The following is an 18,375-nucleotide window of genomic DNA, read 5'->3' as shown; positions in this document are numbered from 1 at the left end:
GGGCCGCTGTGGAGAATATATTTTTACAGGCTCAGGGCGTTACGCCGATAGCGCCTTCCTGGGCTGTGGGCTCCTCGATCTGCTCAATCGTGCGCACCTCAATCAACACGCCCAGCTTGGGGTGGTCAATATAATGGAGCTCGCCGCTGCGCAGGCGGCGCTCCTCATTGAGCACCGCGACTCGCTCGGCTAATTTTACGGCGGGCTCGGCCGTTGCGGCATCTTGCGGGGTGTTTTCCCCATGAAAAACAGCGGCATCGGCTGCAGTGCTGTAACCGCTGGTGGTGCTGTATTCGTAGTCATTCGTTTGTGCCGTAGCGCCCCCCAGATTGCCAAGATCCATGGGCTCGTCACCGGCGAGCGTCGTAGCAGCTTGTGTCACGGGCGCACGTGGTCGCGTGGGGACAGAAATGCCCCTTGGTGCGGCGAGTGCCGGGATATCGGTGTCGGTGTTGGTGTTGGTGCCAGAGTTGACCGCACCGTAGCTGGACATGTCGATCTGGTTTGGCAGCCATTCGCTCAGCCACAGATCCGTACTCAGGTGCAGATAGCGGGATACGCTCAGGGTAACGCTGCCCTCCAGCTGGTGGTGGTTGCCGTCCACCGGGCCGCCGTTTATCAGGATGGCCGGCGCATTGCGCTCGGTCTGTAATACCTGGCGCCATGTCTTGTGGAACAGAACCTCATAGCCCGCGCTGCGCGCCAATGCCGCCACCTTGTTGTCCAGCTGGTTGGGTGCTGGCTGCAGGGCGGGGATCATCGGATCAGCCTGGGAGGGGGTGTCAAAGTCCACCCAGTGGCTGTCATAGGCAAGCTGGGGGGCCGCGGGCCAGGTCTCGCGCGACTGGCTCATACCGTTCTCGCGACTGAACACCACCATTTCAATTTCGAACTGGGTGCCCGCGTAGCCCGCCGCCTCTGCGCCTGCCGCGCACAGGGCAAGGAGGGCCGTTCCGGTCAGCTGTTTCAGGCGAGCTGTGACCTGCTTGTGGTTAAGGGTCATGTTGATACCGCTTATTCATTATGCCGATGTACATAGGTGTGGACGCCCGGTCTGGTACCGGGCTGTCCGAGCCGCGTGATTGGCGACGAATTTGCCCATCTTAGCATTGATTGATTGGCGAATGTGTCGACTGCGCCACCGCTGGCGGGGCGCACCGGCCGCGGGATTGTGGTTACTGGGACAGCTGTTGCAAAACCTCATTGACCTGCTGCAAGCGCTGCTCCGGGCCGCTCTCGTCCAGGGTAAAGTTCAACTGGTTGGCGCCCTGCAGTCGGTAGGTTGTGGGGCGTGTCTGCACCATCTTCACCAGGGTCAGTGGATCGACCTTGGCATTTTCGGAAAACTCGATGCGCCCACCGGTGGCCGAGGCCTCCAGCTTGCGAATGCCCATCCTGTTGGCCTGTAGCTTGATCTCGGTAATGCGGAACAGGTGCTTCACCGGCTCTGGCAGCAGTCCGAAGCGGTCGATCATCTCCACCTGCAGCTCTTTCAGGGCCGCCTTGTCCTCCGCATTGGCGATCCGCTTGTACATGATCAGGCGGCTGTGCACGTCCGGCAGGTAGTCTTCCGGGATCAGCGCCGGCACCCGCAGGTTGACGTCGACCGCGGGAGATTCCAGGGGCTCATCGATATTCGGGGTGCGTCCCTCGCGAATGGCCTTTACCGCGTGATCCAGCATTTCCATATACAGGTTGAAGCCAACGCTCTGGATCTGGCCGCTCTGTTCCTCCCCGAGGAGTTCACCCGCGCCGCGGATTTCCAGATCGTGGGTGGCCAGGGTAAAACCGGCACCCAGATCCTGGGCCTCGCTGATGGCTTCCAGGCGCTTCACCGCATCCGCCGTCATGGCGCGCTTGTTGGGCGTGAGCAGGTAGGCATAGGCCTGGTGGTGAGAGCGCCCCACACGGCCACGCAACTGGTGCAGCTGGGCGAGGCCGAACTTGTCCGCGCGCTCGATCAGAATGGTGTTGGCATTGGGAATGTCGATGCCGGTTTCGATGATGGTGGTGCACACCAGCACATTGAAGCGCTTGTGGTAAAAGTCGCTCATCACCTGTTCCAGCTCGCGCTCGCGCATCTGCCCGTGGCCGATGCCGATGCGGGCTTCCGGAACCAGAGCCTCGAGTTCGCGGGCAAGACGCTCGATACTTTTTACTTCGTTGTGCAGGAAGTACACCTGACCGCCGCGCAGGATTTCACGCAGGATGGCTTCCTTGATCAGGGCTTCGTCGCGCTCGCGCACAAACGTTTTTACCGAGAGCCGGCGCGCGGGCGGTGTGGCAATGACGGACAGATCGCGAATCCCCGCCATAGCCATATTGAGCGTGCGCGGAATTGGCGTTGCCGTGAGGTTGAGAATATCCACTTCGGCGCGCAGGCTCTTCAGCTTTTCTTTCTGGCGCACGCCAAAGCGGTGCTCCTCGTCAATAATCAGCAGGCCCAGGTTTTTGAACTTCAGGTCGCTCTGCAGCAATTTGTGGGTGCCCACAAGAATGTCTACCTTGCCTGCTGCGACGCGGTCCTTGATCGCATCCACTTCCTTGTTGCTGCGGAAGCGGGAGACAACTTCGATGGTGATGGGCCAGTCCGCGAAGCGGTCCTGCAACGACTGGAAATGCTGCTGGGCGAGCAGAGTAGTGGGCACCAGCATGGCCACCTGTTTGCCGCCATGTGCCGCGACAAAGGCCGCGCGCATGGCAACTTCGGTTTTACCGAAACCGACATCGCCGCACACCAGGCGGTCCATCGGCTTGTCCGACAGCATGTCGCCAACCACCGATTCGATGGCCAGCTGCTGATCCGGTGTCTCCTCGAAGGGGAAGCCGGCGGTGAATTCGCGGTAAGCGAGGCCCGGGTCGCCAAAGGCGTGCCCAACGCGGGCCTCCCTGCGGGCGTATATGTCGAGCAGCTCGGCCGCGGCATCGCGCACTTTTTCGGCGGCCTTGCGTTTTGCCTTCTGCCAGGTCTCGCTGCCGAGCTTGTGCAGCGGCGCCAGCTCTTCGTCCGCGCCAGAGTAGCGGCTGATCAGGTGCAGGCTGGCCACCGGCACATAGAGCTTGGCGCCATCGCCGTATTCCAGTGTCAGGAACTCCGCCTGCTGGCCGTCGATGTCGAGACTCTGCAAGCCTTTATAGCGCCCGACCCCGTGATCGATATGTACAACCGGTGCGCCCACACGCAACTCGGCCAGGTTTTTTACCGCGTTGTCGGCATCGTCTTTGGCCTTTTTACGGCGGCGTTGTTGCAGTACCCGTTCGCCGAACAGCTGCGGCTCGGCGATCAGGTTCAGCGGCGGCTCTTCCAGTAACAGCCCCTTGTCGATGGCGGCGACGGTAATGCCGTACTGGGCGTCGCTTGCGAGGAAGCCTTGCCAGCTGTCGAAGGTTTTGGGAGCCAGGCGGATGCCGCTCAGCAGGTCCAGTAGCGCTTCGCGGCGACCCCCGCTTTCTGCGCAGAACAGTACGCGGCCGCTGTATTCCATCAGGTAGGCTTCCAGCGCTTTCAGCGGCTGCTCGGACTTTCCGTCGACGGGCAGGTTGGGCGGCACCGCACTGGCAAAGTTGTAGTTACCGGCTGCGTCCGGGAGTGTTTCCGGAGAAAAGAAGGCGCGCGGTAGCGACTTTAATGCAGCGTAGAACTCGTCGATGTCCAGCAACACCTGGCGGGGTTCCAGAATCGGCCGAGTCAGGTCGCCGCGGCGGCTCTGGTAGCGGTTATCGGTTTCCCGCCAGAACGATTCGACCGGTTGCTGCAGATCGCCCTGAATAAACGCCTGGCTGCCCTCGGGCAGGTAATCGAACAGGCTCGCGCACTGGTCGAAGAACAGTGGCAGGTAATATTCGATACCCGCTGGTGCAATGCCGGCACTGATGTCCTGGTAGATGGAGACAGGGCCCGGGTCTACCTCGAACTGCTCGTGCCACCGCTCGAGGAATTTTGCCAGGCCTGGCTTGTGCATCGGGAATTCCCGTGCGGGCAACAGGTGAATGCGTTCCACCGTGTCGATGGTGCGCTGGTCTTCCGGGTCAAAGGTGCGCAGGGATTCGATTTCGTCATCGAACAGGTCGATCCGGTAGGGCAGGTTGCTGCCCATGGGAAATATGTCCATGAGCGATCCGCGCACCGCAAACTCGCCGTGCTCGTAAACGGTATCGACACAGTGGTAACCGGCCTGCTCGAGCAGTCGACGCTGCTTGTTAAGGTCGAACTTCTGCCCTTCCTGCAGAATCAGGGCATTGCCCGCAACGTAGTCCTTGGGGGCCAGCCGGTGCAGCAGGGTGCTCACCGGTGCGATGACGATCCCGCTCTGCATCTGTGGCAGCCGGTAGAGCGTAGCGAGCCGATCGGAAATGATGTCCTGGTGCGGAGAGAAGGTGTCGTAGGGCAAAATTTCCCAGTCCGGAAACTGGAAAATGGGCAACCCGGAATGCGCGGCCTCGGCATCGCCATCTCGCCCGGCCTTGTTAAAAAATTTCAGCTGCAGTTCCAGTTGCTGTGCTTCCTGGCTGTTGCGCGCGATCAGCAGGGTAGGTGCGCTGCTGTTTCTTGCGGCTGTCAGGACGGCCAGGGCAGCACTGGCGCCGTGCAGCTGGCCCCAGAATTGGCGGTCATTGGGTGCGCGAAAGGCGGGGGGGGACAAAGGGGGGAATTGACTCATGTTTCCTTATAATTCCGTGCTTTCTGACCGCTGGCGGCCCGGGGGCGGCTATTGTAGCGGTGAAACGTGGCCGGTGCAGGTTTGGGCTCCACGCGGGGCAAATTCTGGCGTTGCGGGCGCAGCGCAGAGAGCGGATTTTCCGGCGCGTCCAATGTCGGGGAAATGTAGTTTAACTACAGTTTTTAGCCTATTTTTTACGCGGTTGCGCGGCCTCGGGTGAATACACATAATGCGCCGGCCTTCGCCCATGAGGCGATGTTCAGAGGCGTTCTGATCACCCGAGCCGGGCGAAGGCGCGACCCCCATTATCACTCTGCAGAGGTGTCCGACTGTGACTCAGAAGCGACCGAAGCCCGCTGACTTCTTCAAGGACTGGAAAGCGCGTGAAGCGCTGGCGGAATCGATGATTCCGATGATTGGCAAGCTCAACCGGGAAAGCAACGTCGGCATTTATATGTACGGCCAAAACCTGGTGAACCGCTCCGTACTCAGCATTATGAAAGCTCACCGTTTTGTGCGTCAGGTGGAAGAGAACGAGCTGTCTGAGTTTGAAACCTATCCGGTACTCGAGGCCATCTGCAAGCTGGATCTGGGTCCCGTACATATCGACCTGGGTACGCTGACCAACAAGTACATGCGCGACCAGCGCGGTCTCTCCATTGAAGAGTTCGTGCGTGAAGAGCTCGCCGACGCCGGGGGCGCGGGCAAGCCGCTGCCGCAAACCCAGGACGTCGTTATCTACGGTTTCGGACGTATCGGTCGTCTGGTTGCCCGCCTGCTGATCGAGAAGGCGGGTAGTGGTGATGTACTGCGCCTGCGCGCCATCGTGCTGCGCAAGGGCAAGGCCGACAACGATCTGGTCAAGCGCGCCTCCCTGCTGCGTCGCGACTCCGTACACGGCGCCTTCAACGGCACCATCCGTGTAGACGAGGAGACCAGCTCCCTGATCTGCAACGGCAACGAAGTGAAGGTGATCTACGCCAACTCCCCGCAGGAAGTGGATTACACCGAGCACGGCATCAACAATGCGCTGATCGTCGACAGTACCGGCGTATGGCGCGATGAAGAAGGCCTGTCCCAGCACCTCGAAAGCAAGGGTGCTGCCAAGGTGCTGCTGACCGCACCGGGCAAGGGCGACCTGAAGAACATCGTGTACGGCATCAACAACGGCGAGATCAAGCCGGAAGACAAGATCCTGTCGGCGGCCTCCTGTACCACCAACGCGATTGTGCCGGTGCTGAAGGCCATGATGGACAAGTACGGCGTTGAGCACGGTCACGTGGAGACGGTACACGCCTACACCAATGACCAGAACCTGATCGACAACTACCACAAGGGCGAGCGTCGCGGCCGTTCCGCTGCGCTGAACATGGTACTGACCGAAACTGGCGCGGCCAAAGCGGTGTCCAAGGCCCTGCCGGAGCTGAAAGGCAAGCTCACCGGTAACGCGATCCGCGTACCGACCCCGAACGTGTCCATGGCGATCCTGAACCTGCGCCTGGGCAAGCACACCACCAAGGAAGAGTTGAACGAGTACATGCGCGAGGTGGCGTTGCACTCACCGCTGCGTCAGCAGATCGACTTTACCAATTCCCCGGAAGTGGTATCCAGTGACTTCGTGGGCTCCCGTCGCGCCTGTGTATTCGACTCCATTGCCACCATCGTGGAAGAGGACAATGCGGTTCTCTACTGCTGGTACGACAATGAATTCGGCTACAGCTGCCAGGTGGTGCGCTGCCTGGAAGACATGGCTGGCGTACGCTACGAGCTGTTCCCGAAGAAGGACTAACTGGTCCTGATGCCGCAGGGGAGGGCGCTGGCTCCTCTCTGCGGTGCCCGTGGCGCGGTCGATTGGTCAGGCAGATCAATTCCGCGCCACGCCATTCCCGCCAGCCGAGCCGGTTCCCCGGGCGGCGCCTCCAACTAAAGTCGTTGTTTTTTCAGCAAAATTTTCCTCATCCTGAGTCGATTTGGCTCTATCTGCTCTGGTAAAGCCACGGCCCCATCCTTATAATGCGCGCGATTTTGCGGGGCCGCCGTGCGCCGGGAGTGTGTTTGCGTGAAGGCCGCGTGTTGCGGTCGCAACGCGAGACTTTACGCTCCCCGGAGTGCAGCAGCCGCTGCCTGCAGCGCCACAGAGGTCGCCAGGCGAGCGGGAGCCATAGCGCCGGTAGTTCGGGGCTATCCTCAGGAGTACCACGGCCTAAGTCCCCGCCATGGGTTTCTGCTTTTCATTTTTAGTGTTTTCTAACTCTAGATTTTTATAAACCTACCAACTTAGAACTTAGGCATAGGCGTATGAGAAAGATCCGTCGGGGATTGGATTTACCCATATCCGGCGCGCCCGAGCAGGTCATCCACGATGGCCCTGCTGCCAAAACTGTTGCGGTGGTCGGTCCCGATTACAACGGGATGAAGCCCACCATGGCGGTTGCGGAAGGGGATAGCGTCAAACTCGGACAGCTGCTGTTCACCGATAAGAAAACCGAAGGCGTGCGTTACACCGCACCGGCCGCCGGTCGCGTGGTTGCCATCAACCGTGGCGCCCGTCGCGTGCTGCAGTCTGTGGTCATCGAAGTCGAAGGTGATGAGGCCGAACAGTTTGCCAGCTACAGCGCTGACCAGCTGGGCAGCCTGACTGCGGAGCAGGTGCGTGAAAACCTGGTGGAGTCCGGCCTGTGGACGGCTCTGCGTACCCGCCCTTTCAGCAAGGTGCCGGCACTCGATGCCCAGCCATCCGCGCTCTTCATCAATGCCATGGATACCAATCCGCTGGCCGCTGACCCGGTTGTGGTCATCGCCGAGCAGCGCGATGCGTTCGCTCAGGGTGTTGAGATCCTTTCCAAGCTGGCTGACAAGACCTTTGTCTGCACCGCGCCTGACGCCGATATTCCGGTGCCCAGCGTTGCCACCGTGCAGCGTGAAGCCTTTGCAGGCCCGCACCCGGCAGGTCTCACTGGAACCCATATCCACTTCCTGCACCCGGTCAAGCCCGGCCGTCAGGTATGGACCATCGGTTACCAGGACGTGATTGCCGTGGGCAAACTGTTCGAAACCGGCAAGTTGTTCACCGACCGTGTCATTGCCCTGGGTGGCCCTCAGGTCAACAATCCGCGTCTGATCCGCACCCGTCTGGGCGCCGACCTGACAGCGCTGACTGCGGGTGAACTGAAAGACGGCGACAACCGTCTCATTTCCGGTTCTGTGTTCGGTGGGCTTACTGCTACCGGCCCGCTGGCCTATCTCGGCCGCTACGCCAATCAGGTGAGCGTGCTGGTGGAAGGCAAAGAGCGTCCGTTCCTGCACTATCTGCGGGCGGGCAACAAGCGTTTCTCTGCATTGCCGATTTACCTGTCGCGCCTGTTCAAGAATCGTTTGTACGATTTCACCACCAGTGCCAATGGCTCCGAGCGTGCCATGGTGCCGATCGGCGCCTATGAGCGCGTGGTTCCCCTCGACGTGTTGCCGACGCAACTGTTGCGTGCACTGATTGTCGGTGACACCGCGACCGCCCAACAGCTGGGCGCGCTGGAGCTGGACGAGGAAGATCTGGCCCTGTGCACCTTCGTGTGTCCAGGCAAGTACGAGTACGGTCCCATTTTGCGGGATAACCTGACCCGTATTGAGAAGGAGGGTTAAGGATGTTGCGCAAGTTCCTCGATTCCATCGAGCCGCATTTCCACAAGGGCGGCAAATACGAAAAGTTCTACGCGCTGTACGAAGCGATTGATACCGGCCTGTTTCAGCCGGCCGATCGCACCAAGACTACCGCTCACGTACGTGACGGTATCGATCTGAAGCGCATCATGATCACCGTTTGGGCCTGTGCCATGCTGGCGGCCTTCTTCGGCATGTGGAATATCGGCTACCAGGCCAATACCATCATTGCCAATACTGGGGTTACCGAGTTTGCCGGCTGGCGCCACGCCATCATCGGCGCGCTGACCAGCTATAACGCCGGCAGCATCTGGGACAACCTGGTGTACGGTGCCATGTACTTCCTGCCAATCTACCTGGTGACGTTTATCGTCGGCGGTATCTGGGAAGTGCTGTTCGCAGCGGTACGCGGCCACGAAGTCAACGAAGGCTTCTTCGTGACCTCGATCCTGTTCGCGCTGACCTGTCCGCCGGACCTGCCCCTGTGGCTGGTGGGTATGGGCATCAGCTTCGGTGTGGTGATCGGTAAGGAAGTGTTCGGTGGTACCGGCAAAAACTTCCTCAACCCGGCGCTGACTGGTCGTGCGTTCCTGTACTTTGCCTACCCGGCTTCCATGTCTGGCGACATGGTGTGGACCGCGGTTGACGGCTACACCGGCGCGACCGCGCTGTCCGTTCTGGCGAGCGAAGGTGTCGTAAACGGTGTGGTGAATGCCGCAGCGGGCCCGCTGACCTGGTGGGATGCGTTCTTCGGCAACATGCACGGCTCCATCGGTGAGACCTCCACCTTTGTGATCCTGATCGCCGGCGTCATCCTGATGGGCATGAAGATTGCCAGCTGGCGCATCGTGGCCGGTACCCTGCTGGGTATGATGGCTACCTCGACGCTGTTCAACTTTATCGGCTCCGAGACCAACGTCTTCTTCAATGTGCCCTGGTACTGGCACCTGGTTGTAGGCGGCTTCGCGTTCGGTCTGATCTTTATGACCACCGACCCGGTGTCCGCAGCCATGACCAATATGGGTCGCTGGTACTACGGCATCCTGATTGGTGTGATGACCGTCCTGATCCGTGTCGTGAACCCGGCCTTCCCGGAAGGCATCATGCTGGCGATCCTGTTCGCCAACCTGTTCGCGCCGCTGTTTGACCACTTCGTGGTGCAGTCCAATATCAAACGGAGGTTGGCACGTGGCTAATAAAGATTCCGTCAAGGGAACACTGATCGTAGCCCTGGTGCTGTGTATCGTCTGTTCCGTCATTGTTTCCACCGCCGCGGTGATGCTGAAGCCCATGCAGCAGGCCAATGCTGCATTGGACCTCAAGCGCAACGTGCTGCTGGCTGGCGACCTGATCGATCCGAACCAGGCTGGTAAGGATGCGGTTGAGTCCGCATTTGCCAATGTCACCATCAAGTATGTGGACCTGCGCACTGGCAAGTTCACCGATGAGGCGCCGGCAGGCGGCAGCGGTCGCGCCGCTGCGAAAATCCCCTCCGCCAGCGACAAGCTGACTCCGGAGCAGGACGTTGCCAAAATCATCCGCCGCGAGCACATCAAAGAAGTGTATCTGGTGGAAGAGAACGGCGAGCTGCAGAAGGTGATTCTGCCGGTGCGCGGTTACGGCCTGTGGGGCCAGCTTTACGGCTTCCTCGCGCTGCAAAACGACCTCAATACCGTTGCCGGCCTGGGCTTTTACGAGCACAAGGAAACACCGGGACTGGGTGGCGAAGTTGACAACCCCAACTGGAAAGCTATCTGGGAAGGCAAAAAAGCCTATGCCGAAGATGGTGACGTGGCGTTGAGCGTGATCAAGGGCAGTGTTGATCAAAACACTCCGAATGCCGAGCACAAGGTCGATGGCCTGTCCGGCGCAACCCTGACCAGTAAGGGTGTCGATAACCTGGTCGAGTTCTGGCTCGGCAGCGAAGGTTACGGCCCCTTCCTGAAAAACCTGAAAGCAGGGGAGGCGTAACATCATGAAATTGAAAGATACTCTGCTGGAGCCGATCTTTACCAATAACCCCATCGCGTTGCAGATCCTCGGTATCTGTTCCGCGCTGGCGGTAACCAGCTCCCTGAAGGTGACCCTGGTAATGTGTGTGGCACTGACCGTAGTGGTCTGCTGCTCCAACGTACTGGTGTCCCTGATCCGTACCCAGATCCCCAACAGCATCCGTATCATCGTGCAGATGACCGTGATTGCCTCGCTGGTAATTCTGGTGGACCAGGTGATCAAGGCGCTTGCCTATGATATTTCCAAGCAGCTGTCGGTATTTGTTGGTCTGATTATTACCAACTGTATCGTGATGGGCCGCGCGGAAGCTTTCGCCATGAAACATGGCCCGAAAGAGAGCTTCTTCGACGGCCTCGGCAACGGACTGGGTTACAGCGTGATCCTGATCGGTCTCGCGGTTATTCGTGAACTCTTTGGTGCCGGCACCCTGTTTGGTTATCCGATTCTCGAAACCATTAATAACGGTGGCTGGTATGTCCCCAACGGCATGCTGCTGTTGCCGCCGAGCGCATTCTTCCTGATCGGTCTGTTCATCTGGGCGATCCGTACCTGGAAGCCTGCGCAGGTGGAAGAGGACGAATTCAAGATTACGTCCAATTCCAAAGTGCCGCTGGCGCAGCAGGAGGCCTGATAGATGGAACATTATATTTCTCTAATTATCCGCGCCATTTTCGTTGAAAACATGGCGCTGGCCTTCTTCCTCGGGATGTGTACCTTCCTGGCGGTATCCAAGAAGGTAGATGCGGCGATCGGTCTGGGTGTTGCAGTTGTTGTGGTGCTGACCATTACGGTACCGGTCAACAACCTGATTTACGCCTACCTGCTGAAAGATGGTGCGCTTGCCTGGGCGGGTTATCCCGACGTTGACCTCAGCTTCCTCGGGCTGCTGTCTTACATCGGCGTAATCGCGGCTCTGGTGCAGATCCTGGAAATGTTCCTGGATAAGTATGTACCGGCGCTCTACAACGCCCTGGGTGTATTCCTGCCTCTGATTACCGTGAACTGCGCCATCCTGGGTGCGTCACTGTTCATGGTCGAGCGCGAATACAACTTCGGTGAGAGTGTTGCCTACGGCTTTGGTGCTGGTATCGGCTGGGCACTGGCGATTACCGCACTGGCCGGTATCCGCGAAAAACTTAAGTACAGTGATGTACCCGATGGCCTGAAAGGTCTGGGTATCACCTTTATCACCGTTGGTCTGATGTCGCTTGGCTTCATGTCCTTCGGTGGTATCGATATCTAATCGGGGAGCGCAATACGATGAATCTGGAAATTATTCTCGGCGTTGCGATGTTTACCGTGATTGTGCTGGCACTGGTGGCGGTTATCCTCGTTGCCCGTTCTCGCCTGGTAAACACCGGTGACGTCAATATCGTGGTCAACGGTGAGAAAACGCTCACCGTACCGGCCGGCGGTAAACTGCTGCAGACTTTGGCAGCCAACAACCTGTTCCTGGCTTCGGCTTGTGGTGGCGGTGGCTCCTGCGCACAGTGTGTGTGTGTGATTGAAGAGGGCGGTGGCGACATGCTGCCGACCGAAGCGGCACACTTCACCCCGCGTGAAGCCAAAGAAGGCAAGCGTCTGTCCTGTCAGGTTGCTGTAAAGCAGGACATGAAGATCGAAGTGCCTGAAGAGGTGTTTGGTGTGAAGCAGTGGGAATGCACTGTGGAATCCAACCCCAACGTGGCCACCTTCATTAAAGAGCTGACCCTGAAGCTGCCGGAAGGCGAGAACGTCGACTTCCGTGCAGGCGGTTACGTTCAGCTGGAAGCGCCACCCCACCATGTGAAATTCTCCGATTTCGACATCGAAGAAGAGTATCGCGGTGACTGGGAGCACTTTGGCTTCTTCAAGCTGGAGTCCAAGGTAACCGAGCCGGTAGTTCGCGCCTACTCCATGGCCAACTATCCGGAAGAGAAGGGTGTTGTTAAGTTCAACATCCGTATCGCCACTCCGCCGCCGCGCACCGAGGGTATTCCCCCGGGCCAGATGTCTTCTTACGTCTTCAACCTGAAGCCGGGCGACAAGATGCGCGTTTACGGTCCCTTCGGTGAGTTCTTCGCCAAGGATACCGACAACGAAATGGTCTTCATCGGTGGTGGTGCCGGCATGGCGCCCATGCGTTCGCACATCTTTGACCAGCTGAAGCGTCTGCACTCCAGCCGCAAGATCAGCTTCTGGTACGGTGCGCGCTCCCTGCGCGAGATGTTCTACGAGGATGACTACAACGGCCTGCAGGAAGAGTTCGATAACTTCCAGTGGCATATTGCGTTGTCTGATCCGCAGCCGGAAGACAACTGGGAAGGCTACACCGGTTTCATCCACAATGTGGTGTACGAAAACTATCTGAAGGACCACCCGGCGCCGGAAGATTGTGAGTACTACATGTGTGGGCCGCCCATGATGAACGCGGCGGTGATCAATATGCTGAAAGATCTGGGCGTTGAGGATGAAAACATCCTGCTCGACGACTTCGGTGGCTGATCACGTATGATTGGACGTGACAACACATCCACAAAAACAGGGCCGATGATTTCGGCCCTGTTTTTGTTTGTGCCGCGCGGGTTTTCTTCCTTGGCCGGGCTGCTTGGGCTCGGCCTGGCGCTGCTGCTTGCCGTTAGCCTGACCGCCTGTAGTCCGCAGAAGCAGACCTGGAAGCTCACCGGCCCCACCATGGGAACCGTCTACCACGTCACCGTGGTGGATGTGCCCGCAGGGGTGCAGCGTGCAGAATTGCAGGGTGCCATTGATGCGGAGCTGGTTGCGGTCAATCAGGAGATGTCGACCTACATCCCCGACTCGGAGCTGATGCGCTTCAACCGCGCACCAGTGGGCGATGCAGTGGCCGTGTCGCCGCACCTTGCGCAGGTGGTGCAGCGCGCCCTGGAGATCTATCAGCACAGCGACGGCGCATTCGATGTCACCGTGGGCCCGCTGGTGAACCTGTGGGGCTTTGGCCCGCAGCCGGAGCCGGAAACCATTCCCAGCGATGGCGAGATTGCGACGTTGCTGGATGTGATCGGATCGGATGCGTTGCGCGTGGCAGGCTCGACGCTCACCAAAACCCGCCCGGTGCAGATTGACCTGTCGGCCATCGCCAAAGGCCACGGCGTTGACCGTGTGGCCGAGCTGCTGTCCTCGCGCGGTATCGTCAATTACCTGGTGGAGGTGGGCGGTGAACTGCGCACCGCGGGGGTAAACCCCGATGGCAATCCCTGGCGCATTGGTGTGGAACGTCCGTCGGCAGGGCAGGTGGTGCAGAAACCGATTGTGGTGAGTGGCAAGGCCGTGGCGACGTCCGGTGATTACCGCAATTACTACGAGCGCGACGGCAAGCGCTATGCGCATACCATAGATCCGCGCACCGGGCGACCGGTAGAGCACCGCCTGGCTTCGGTCACGGTGATCGCCGACACCTGTGCGGAGGCGGATGGCTACGCCACAGCACTGAATGTGATCGGCGCCGATAAAGCGTTAAAATTGGCAGAGCAGCGGCAATTGGCGGTGTTCCTGCTGGTAAAAACCGATTCCGGGTTCGAAGAGCGCGCCAGTAGTGCGTTTCAGCCCTATCTAGAAAGTCAGGGGAGGTAACCGTGACTATTTATATTTTTGCATTCTTTCTCATGGTGCTGCTGGTGGCCGGTATGGCTATTGGTGCCATCCTGCAAAACAAGCCGATAAAAGGCACTTGCGGTGGTCTGAACACCCTGGGTATGAAGAAAGACTGCGAAGTTTGTGGTGGTGACGACGACGAGTGCGAAAAAGAGCAGGAGCGTCAGCGCCAGGCCGCACTGGCAAAAGCCGCTGCGCCGTCTGACCTCGCGTACGATGCAACCCAAAAGCACAACAAACAGTCTTGAGTTATCCAAGCCTGATTCCACTAAAAATGCAAAGACAGTAAATCAATGGCAGATTCCAAGTACGATCTGGTAGTAATTGGTTCCGGTCCGGCGGGGGAAGCCGCGGCCATGAGCGCGGCCAAGAAGGGCCTGCGTGCGGCGGTAATTGAGCGGCGTTCCGCAGTGGGCGGCAACTGTACCCACAAGGGCACCATTCCCTCCAAGGCGCTGCGGCATTCCGTGAAGCAGCTGATGCGCTACAACACCCACAGTGTGTTCCGCGCCCTCGGTGAACCGCGTCGCCTGACCTTCCCGCAGGTCATGCAGACGGTGAACAAAGTCATTTCCTACCAGGTGGAAATGCACACCAGCTGCTATGCGCGCAACCGGGTCGACCTGATTGTCGGCGAAGCCAGCTTCCGCGATGCCAACAGTGTTGAAGTGCAGCTGACCGACGGCGCCAAGGAAATTGTTACCGCCGAAAAATTTGTCATTGCCACGGGCTCGCGTCCTTACCGTCCGGCGGATGTGGATTTTGACCACCCGCGGGTATACGACAGCGATACCATTTTGGATATGGAGCACACGCCGCAGGCGATCATCATCTACGGTGCCGGCGTGATTGGCTGTGAGTACGCCTCTATTTTTGCGGCTCTCGGTATGAAGGTGGACCTGATCAACAGCCGTAACCACCTGCTGGAATTTCTCGACGACGAAATCTCCGATGCCCTGAGCTATCACCTGCGCGATATGGGCGTTACCGTGCGTCACCGCGAGGAGTATGCCAAAGTGATCGGCACCGACCGTGGTGTGACCATGGAAATGCAGTCCGGCAAGCGGATTTCCGCGGATGCGTTGCTGTGGTGTAACGGCCGTTCCGGTAACACCGGCTCACTGGGGCTGGAAAATATTGGCCTCGAGGCCAACCACCGGGGCCAGCTGGCAGTGGACGATCATTACTGCACCGGAGTGGAAAACATCTATGCGGCCGGTGACGTCATCGGCTGGCCGAGCCTGGCCAGCGCCTCCTACGACCAGGGTCGGGCAGTGGCGGCCGCCATTGTCGGTCGCGGTCATCGTGTGATTGAAGATGCCCCGACTGGTATTTATACGCTGCCGGAAATCTCTTCCGTAGGTAAAACCGAAACGGAACTGACCAACGCCAAGGTGCCTTACGAAGTCGGTCGCGCGTTGTTCAAGCACACTGCACGGGCGCAGATTTCCGGCGAGCGTGTGGGCATGCTGAAGATTCTGTTCCACATCGAAACCCGCGAGATTCTCGGCATCCACTGCTTCGGTGCTGAGGCGGCGGAGATCGTGCACATCGGGCAGGCCATTATGAAACAGCCGGCGCCGAACAATTCGATCGATTTCTTCGTGAATACCACCTTCAACTACCCGACCATGGCGGAAGCCTACCGCAGTGCGGCACTGGATGGTCTTAACCGGATTACCCGTTTATGAGCGAGCCGTCTCCTGCAGAGTTTCGCTCACTGGTTGAGGGGATATTTGGGGATATCCCCTTCGTTCGCGAGATCGGGCTCCGGCTGCACGAGTTTGACCTGGAGAGCCAGACCCTGTCGGCGGCGTTTGATCTGCGGCCACAGCTGATTGGCAACCACTTCCAGAACATTCTGCATGGCGGTGTGATTGCGACGGCGCTGGACAGTGTTGGCGGCCTTACCGCCATGGTGGCCGCCTATCACCGGATGGGCGGGGCGATCGACTGGCAAGAGAAAGTTCAGCGGCTAACCCGATTGGGTACCGTGGATATGCGGGTGGACTATCTGAAGCCCGGCAGAGGGCAGCACTTTGTGTGTAGTGGGTCGATTCTTCGGGTGGGAAATAAGCTGGTCGTGACACGTATGGAGCTGCACAACGATAGTGAAGAGCTGATCTCTACCGGAACCGCTACCTTCCTTTATTGATTATCAATCGGCGTCGAACCCTGATTCGAGCGCGGAAGAGGGCGGATCCATGACGTGATCCGCCCGAACTGCCTTCAGCCCCGGTGTTTTTTCACCGTATGCAGGGCAACATCCTTCTCAAAATACACATAGAACTCCGGGTACTCCCAACGGGTGATGGCGGGTTCGCCCACCGGCCCCTGAATCCCCAGTGGCTCGCCCAGCCGCGCGGTGACCTCGTCTTTCTTGAGCCCACGCAATTGCTCCACATAGGTGTCGCTGCTTTGGCTGCCCACCGGTACTTCGAGCGTCTCCGCGTGGATGCTGGTGGTGGCCGTTGCAGACAGGGCAAGGCAGGCGGCGCCGGCCAGTGCGGGAATCTGTTTGCGGAGTCTGCTGAGCATGGTCCTTCTCCGAATTATGTTGTTCTAAGTGTCAGACATTAAAGCAGATATTGTGCCCAAACATGCGGAATTCTTCACGTTTTTCCTGCTGCACAGTGCTGCTGGCCGCGCCGGCCTGATGGCGGTCAAACGTGAGCGGGGGCCGGCAAACCGGGTTGTGCTAGGCTGCTAGGAGTTTGATGCTTTGGACAGCCACGCATGGAATGGCGGCACTTTTTCTCTACAGCGGGCCTGCTGGTCGGCACACTCTTTTTTGCACTCTCGCTCACCCCCTCGCTGATTCCCCGTGAAGGCATGGTGCAGGGCGTGATCTCCGGTGCGTCACTGGCAGCGGGTTACGGGGTAGGCGTGCTGCTGGTGTCGCTGTGGCGCTTTTTCGAGCTGCCTTCCGTCAGTGCGAAAACCGCGCGTCTGTTGCGCTGGCTGGCAGCTGGATTCTGTGTGTTGCTGGCGATCAGTTTTCTCTGGCAGGCCACGCAGTGGCAGAATTCCGTGCGCTCTCTGATGGGCCTGGAAACCGTCTCCGGGGTGCGGCCGCTGACCATCGCGCTCGTCGCTGGCCTGGTGTTCCTGCTGTTTCTGTTACTGGGCAAACTGTTCAAGCGCCTGTTTTCTTTTGTCTTCGGCAAGCTGGCACGCCGCGTGCCCCGGCGCATTGCGGGTATCCTCGGCCTGTTCGCCGCCTTCTGGCTGTTCTGGGCGGTAATCAATGATGTGCTGCTGACGGCAGCGCTCCACCAGGTGGATGGTATATACCAGCGTCTCGACGCCCGGATTGTGCCCGACATGAAGGCGCCGGAAGGGAGGTTGAAAGCCGGTGGGCCGGGCTCCCTGTTGCGCTGGCAGGATATGGGGCATCAGGGGCGGCGCTATCTCGCGCTGGGGCCCACGGCCAAGGACATCGCGGAGGTCACCGGTGAGGCAAAAGATCCCATCCGGGTATACGCGGGGCTGAACGCCGCCGATGCACCGGATGAGCGTGCGCGCCTAGCGCTGGAAGAGCTCAAGCGGGTGGGGGGCTTCGAGCGCTCGGTGCTCATACTGATCACACCCACGGGTACCGGCTGGGTGGACCCGGGAGCCATCAACTCCGTGGAATACCTGTTTGCCGGTGATATCGCCAGTGTGGCCGCGCAATATTCTTATCTGCCAAGCCCGATCGCGCTGATGACCGAAGACGCCTACGGTCGCGAAACGGCCCAGGCGTTGTTTCGCAGCATCTACGGCTACTGGCGCACCTTGCCGCGTGCCACACGGCCGAAGCTGTATCTCTTCGGCCTCAGCCTGGGCGCGCTCAACTCGGATCGTTCCTTCGATTTCTACGACATCCTCGACGATCCCTTTCACGGCGCCCTGTGGACCGGCCCACCGTTTCGCAGCGATACCTGGCGCCAGGTGACCGCCAACCGGGATGAAGGCTCGCCCGCCTGGTTGCCGGAATTTCGTGGCGGCGCGATGGTGCGCTTTGGCAACCACTTCGGTGGGTATGACAAGGGAAGCGTACCCTGGGGGCGGTTCCGCATTGCCTACCTGCAGCACGGTAGCGATCCCATCGTGTTCTTTGACCCCGCCGCAGCCTGGCGCCGGCCGGCGTGGATGAATCAGCCGCGGGCGCAGGATGTTTCACCGGACCTCCAGTGGTATCCCATTGTCACCATGTTGCAGCTGGCGATGGATATGCACGCCGGTATTGCGCCCATGGGGTTTGGGCACAGCTACGCGCCGGCGGACTATGTGCGCGCCTGGCAACGACTGACCGAGCCCGAGGGCTGGGACGAAGCCGGGATCGAGCGGTTGAATGAAAAGTTGCTCAAGTGGAATCCCAAGTGACCGCTGTGGTCCAAGTAGCCAGACCCTGCACCGGATGTGCGTAAATACTTGGATTTCTTGGCGT

Annotated in this window: 15 protein-coding genes; 12 read left to right on the top strand and 3 right to left on the bottom strand. The window is 59.4% G+C overall.

The features are described 5' to 3' along the window. Positions 1–31: 31 nt before the first annotated feature. Together JF535_RS12900 and mfd are read right to left on the bottom strand one after the other, a co-directional pair. On the bottom strand, positions 32–1,003 hold the full coding sequence (locus tag JF535_RS12900) for a CsiV family protein (protein ID WP_207002787.1): 972 nt from the start codon (positions 1,001–1,003) through the stop codon (positions 32–34). A 172-nt stretch (positions 1,004–1,175) separates the two neighbouring features. After that, positions 1,176–4,661 carry a transcription-repair coupling factor gene (gene mfd, locus JF535_RS12895; protein WP_207002785.1) on the bottom strand — a complete coding sequence of 1,162 codons (3,486 nt, stop codon included), beginning with the start codon at positions 4,659–4,661 and terminating at the stop codon, positions 1,176–1,178. A gap of 331 nt (positions 4,662–4,992) precedes the next feature. Between mfd and JF535_RS12890 the strand changes: the two genes are divergently transcribed. From JF535_RS12890 to JF535_RS12840, 11 genes are all read left to right on the top strand, one after another. After that, a complete protein-coding gene (locus tag JF535_RS12890; protein ID WP_207002783.1) occupies positions 4,993–6,450 on the top strand; it encodes a glyceraldehyde-3-phosphate dehydrogenase in 1,458 nt (485 codons plus the stop codon). Positions 6,451–6,959: 509 nt separating this feature from the next. Beyond that, positions 6,960–8,300: a Na(+)-translocating NADH-quinone reductase subunit A gene (locus JF535_RS12885; protein WP_207002780.1), complete on the top strand. Its 1,341-nt coding sequence runs from the start codon at positions 6,960–6,962 to the stop codon at positions 8,298–8,300. Between the two features lie 2 nt (positions 8,301–8,302). After that, a complete protein-coding gene (locus JF535_RS12880; RefSeq protein ID WP_207002778.1) occupies positions 8,303–9,514 on the top strand; it encodes an NADH:ubiquinone reductase (Na(+)-transporting) subunit B in 1,212 nt (403 codons plus the stop codon). Further along, positions 9,507–10,289, top strand: a complete 783-nt coding sequence (locus JF535_RS12875) for a Na(+)-translocating NADH-quinone reductase subunit C (RefSeq protein ID WP_207002776.1) — start codon at positions 9,507–9,509, stop codon at positions 10,287–10,289. Before JF535_RS12880 ends, JF535_RS12875 begins: the two co-directional genes overlap by 8 nt. 4 nt (positions 10,290–10,293) lie before the next feature. Next, on the top strand, positions 10,294–10,962 hold the full coding sequence (locus tag JF535_RS12870) for an NADH:ubiquinone reductase (Na(+)-transporting) subunit D (protein WP_066964097.1): 669 nt from the start codon (positions 10,294–10,296) through the stop codon (positions 10,960–10,962). 3 nt (positions 10,963–10,965) lie between these two features. Further along, positions 10,966–11,574, top strand: a complete 609-nt coding sequence (gene nqrE, locus JF535_RS12865; RefSeq protein ID WP_066964100.1) for an NADH:ubiquinone reductase (Na(+)-transporting) subunit E — start codon at positions 10,966–10,968, stop codon at positions 11,572–11,574. Between the two features lie 17 nt (positions 11,575–11,591). Then, positions 11,592–12,815: an NADH:ubiquinone reductase (Na(+)-transporting) subunit F gene (gene nqrF / locus JF535_RS12860; RefSeq protein ID WP_207002774.1), complete on the top strand. Its 1,224-nt coding sequence runs from the start codon at positions 11,592–11,594 to the stop codon at positions 12,813–12,815. Positions 12,816–12,905: 90 nt separating this feature from the next. After that, positions 12,906–13,922: an FAD:protein FMN transferase gene (locus JF535_RS12855; RefSeq protein ID WP_242523822.1), complete on the top strand. Its 1,017-nt coding sequence runs from the start codon at positions 12,906–12,908 to the stop codon at positions 13,920–13,922. A gap of 2 nt (positions 13,923–13,924) precedes the next feature. Further along, on the top strand, positions 13,925–14,191 hold the full coding sequence (gene nqrM / locus JF535_RS12850) for a (Na+)-NQR maturation NqrM (protein ID WP_207002770.1): 267 nt from the start codon (positions 13,925–13,927) through the stop codon (positions 14,189–14,191). Between the two features lie 45 nt (positions 14,192–14,236). Further along, positions 14,237–15,634: a Si-specific NAD(P)(+) transhydrogenase gene (gene sthA / locus JF535_RS12845; protein WP_207002768.1), complete on the top strand. Its 1,398-nt coding sequence runs from the start codon at positions 14,237–14,239 to the stop codon at positions 15,632–15,634. Then, on the top strand, positions 15,631–16,098 hold the full coding sequence (locus JF535_RS12840; protein WP_207002766.1) for a thioesterase family protein: 468 nt from the start codon (positions 15,631–15,633) through the stop codon (positions 16,096–16,098). The genes sthA and JF535_RS12840 overlap by 4 nt, the downstream gene beginning before the upstream one ends. Positions 16,099–16,172: 74 nt before the next feature. Here the strand turns inward: JF535_RS12840 and JF535_RS12835 are convergent, their stop codons facing one another. Further along, complete coding sequence (locus tag JF535_RS12835) at positions 16,173–16,481, bottom strand: hypothetical protein (protein ID WP_207002764.1); 309 nt, start codon at positions 16,479–16,481, stop codon at positions 16,173–16,175. A 198-nt stretch (positions 16,482–16,679) separates the two neighbouring features. On the opposite strand from JF535_RS12835, the gene JF535_RS12830 reads away from it, so the two are divergent. After that, positions 16,680–18,311 carry an alpha/beta hydrolase gene (locus tag JF535_RS12830; RefSeq protein ID WP_207002762.1) on the top strand — a complete coding sequence of 544 codons (1,632 nt, stop codon included), beginning with the start codon at positions 16,680–16,682 and terminating at the stop codon, positions 18,309–18,311. Positions 18,312–18,375 lie beyond the last annotated feature (64 nt).

This window comes from Microbulbifer salipaludis (assembly GCF_017303155.1).
Taxonomy (GTDB): domain Bacteria; phylum Pseudomonadota; class Gammaproteobacteria; order Pseudomonadales; family Cellvibrionaceae; genus Microbulbifer; species Microbulbifer salipaludis.
This window is presented reverse-complemented; position numbering and strand designations above follow the sequence as displayed.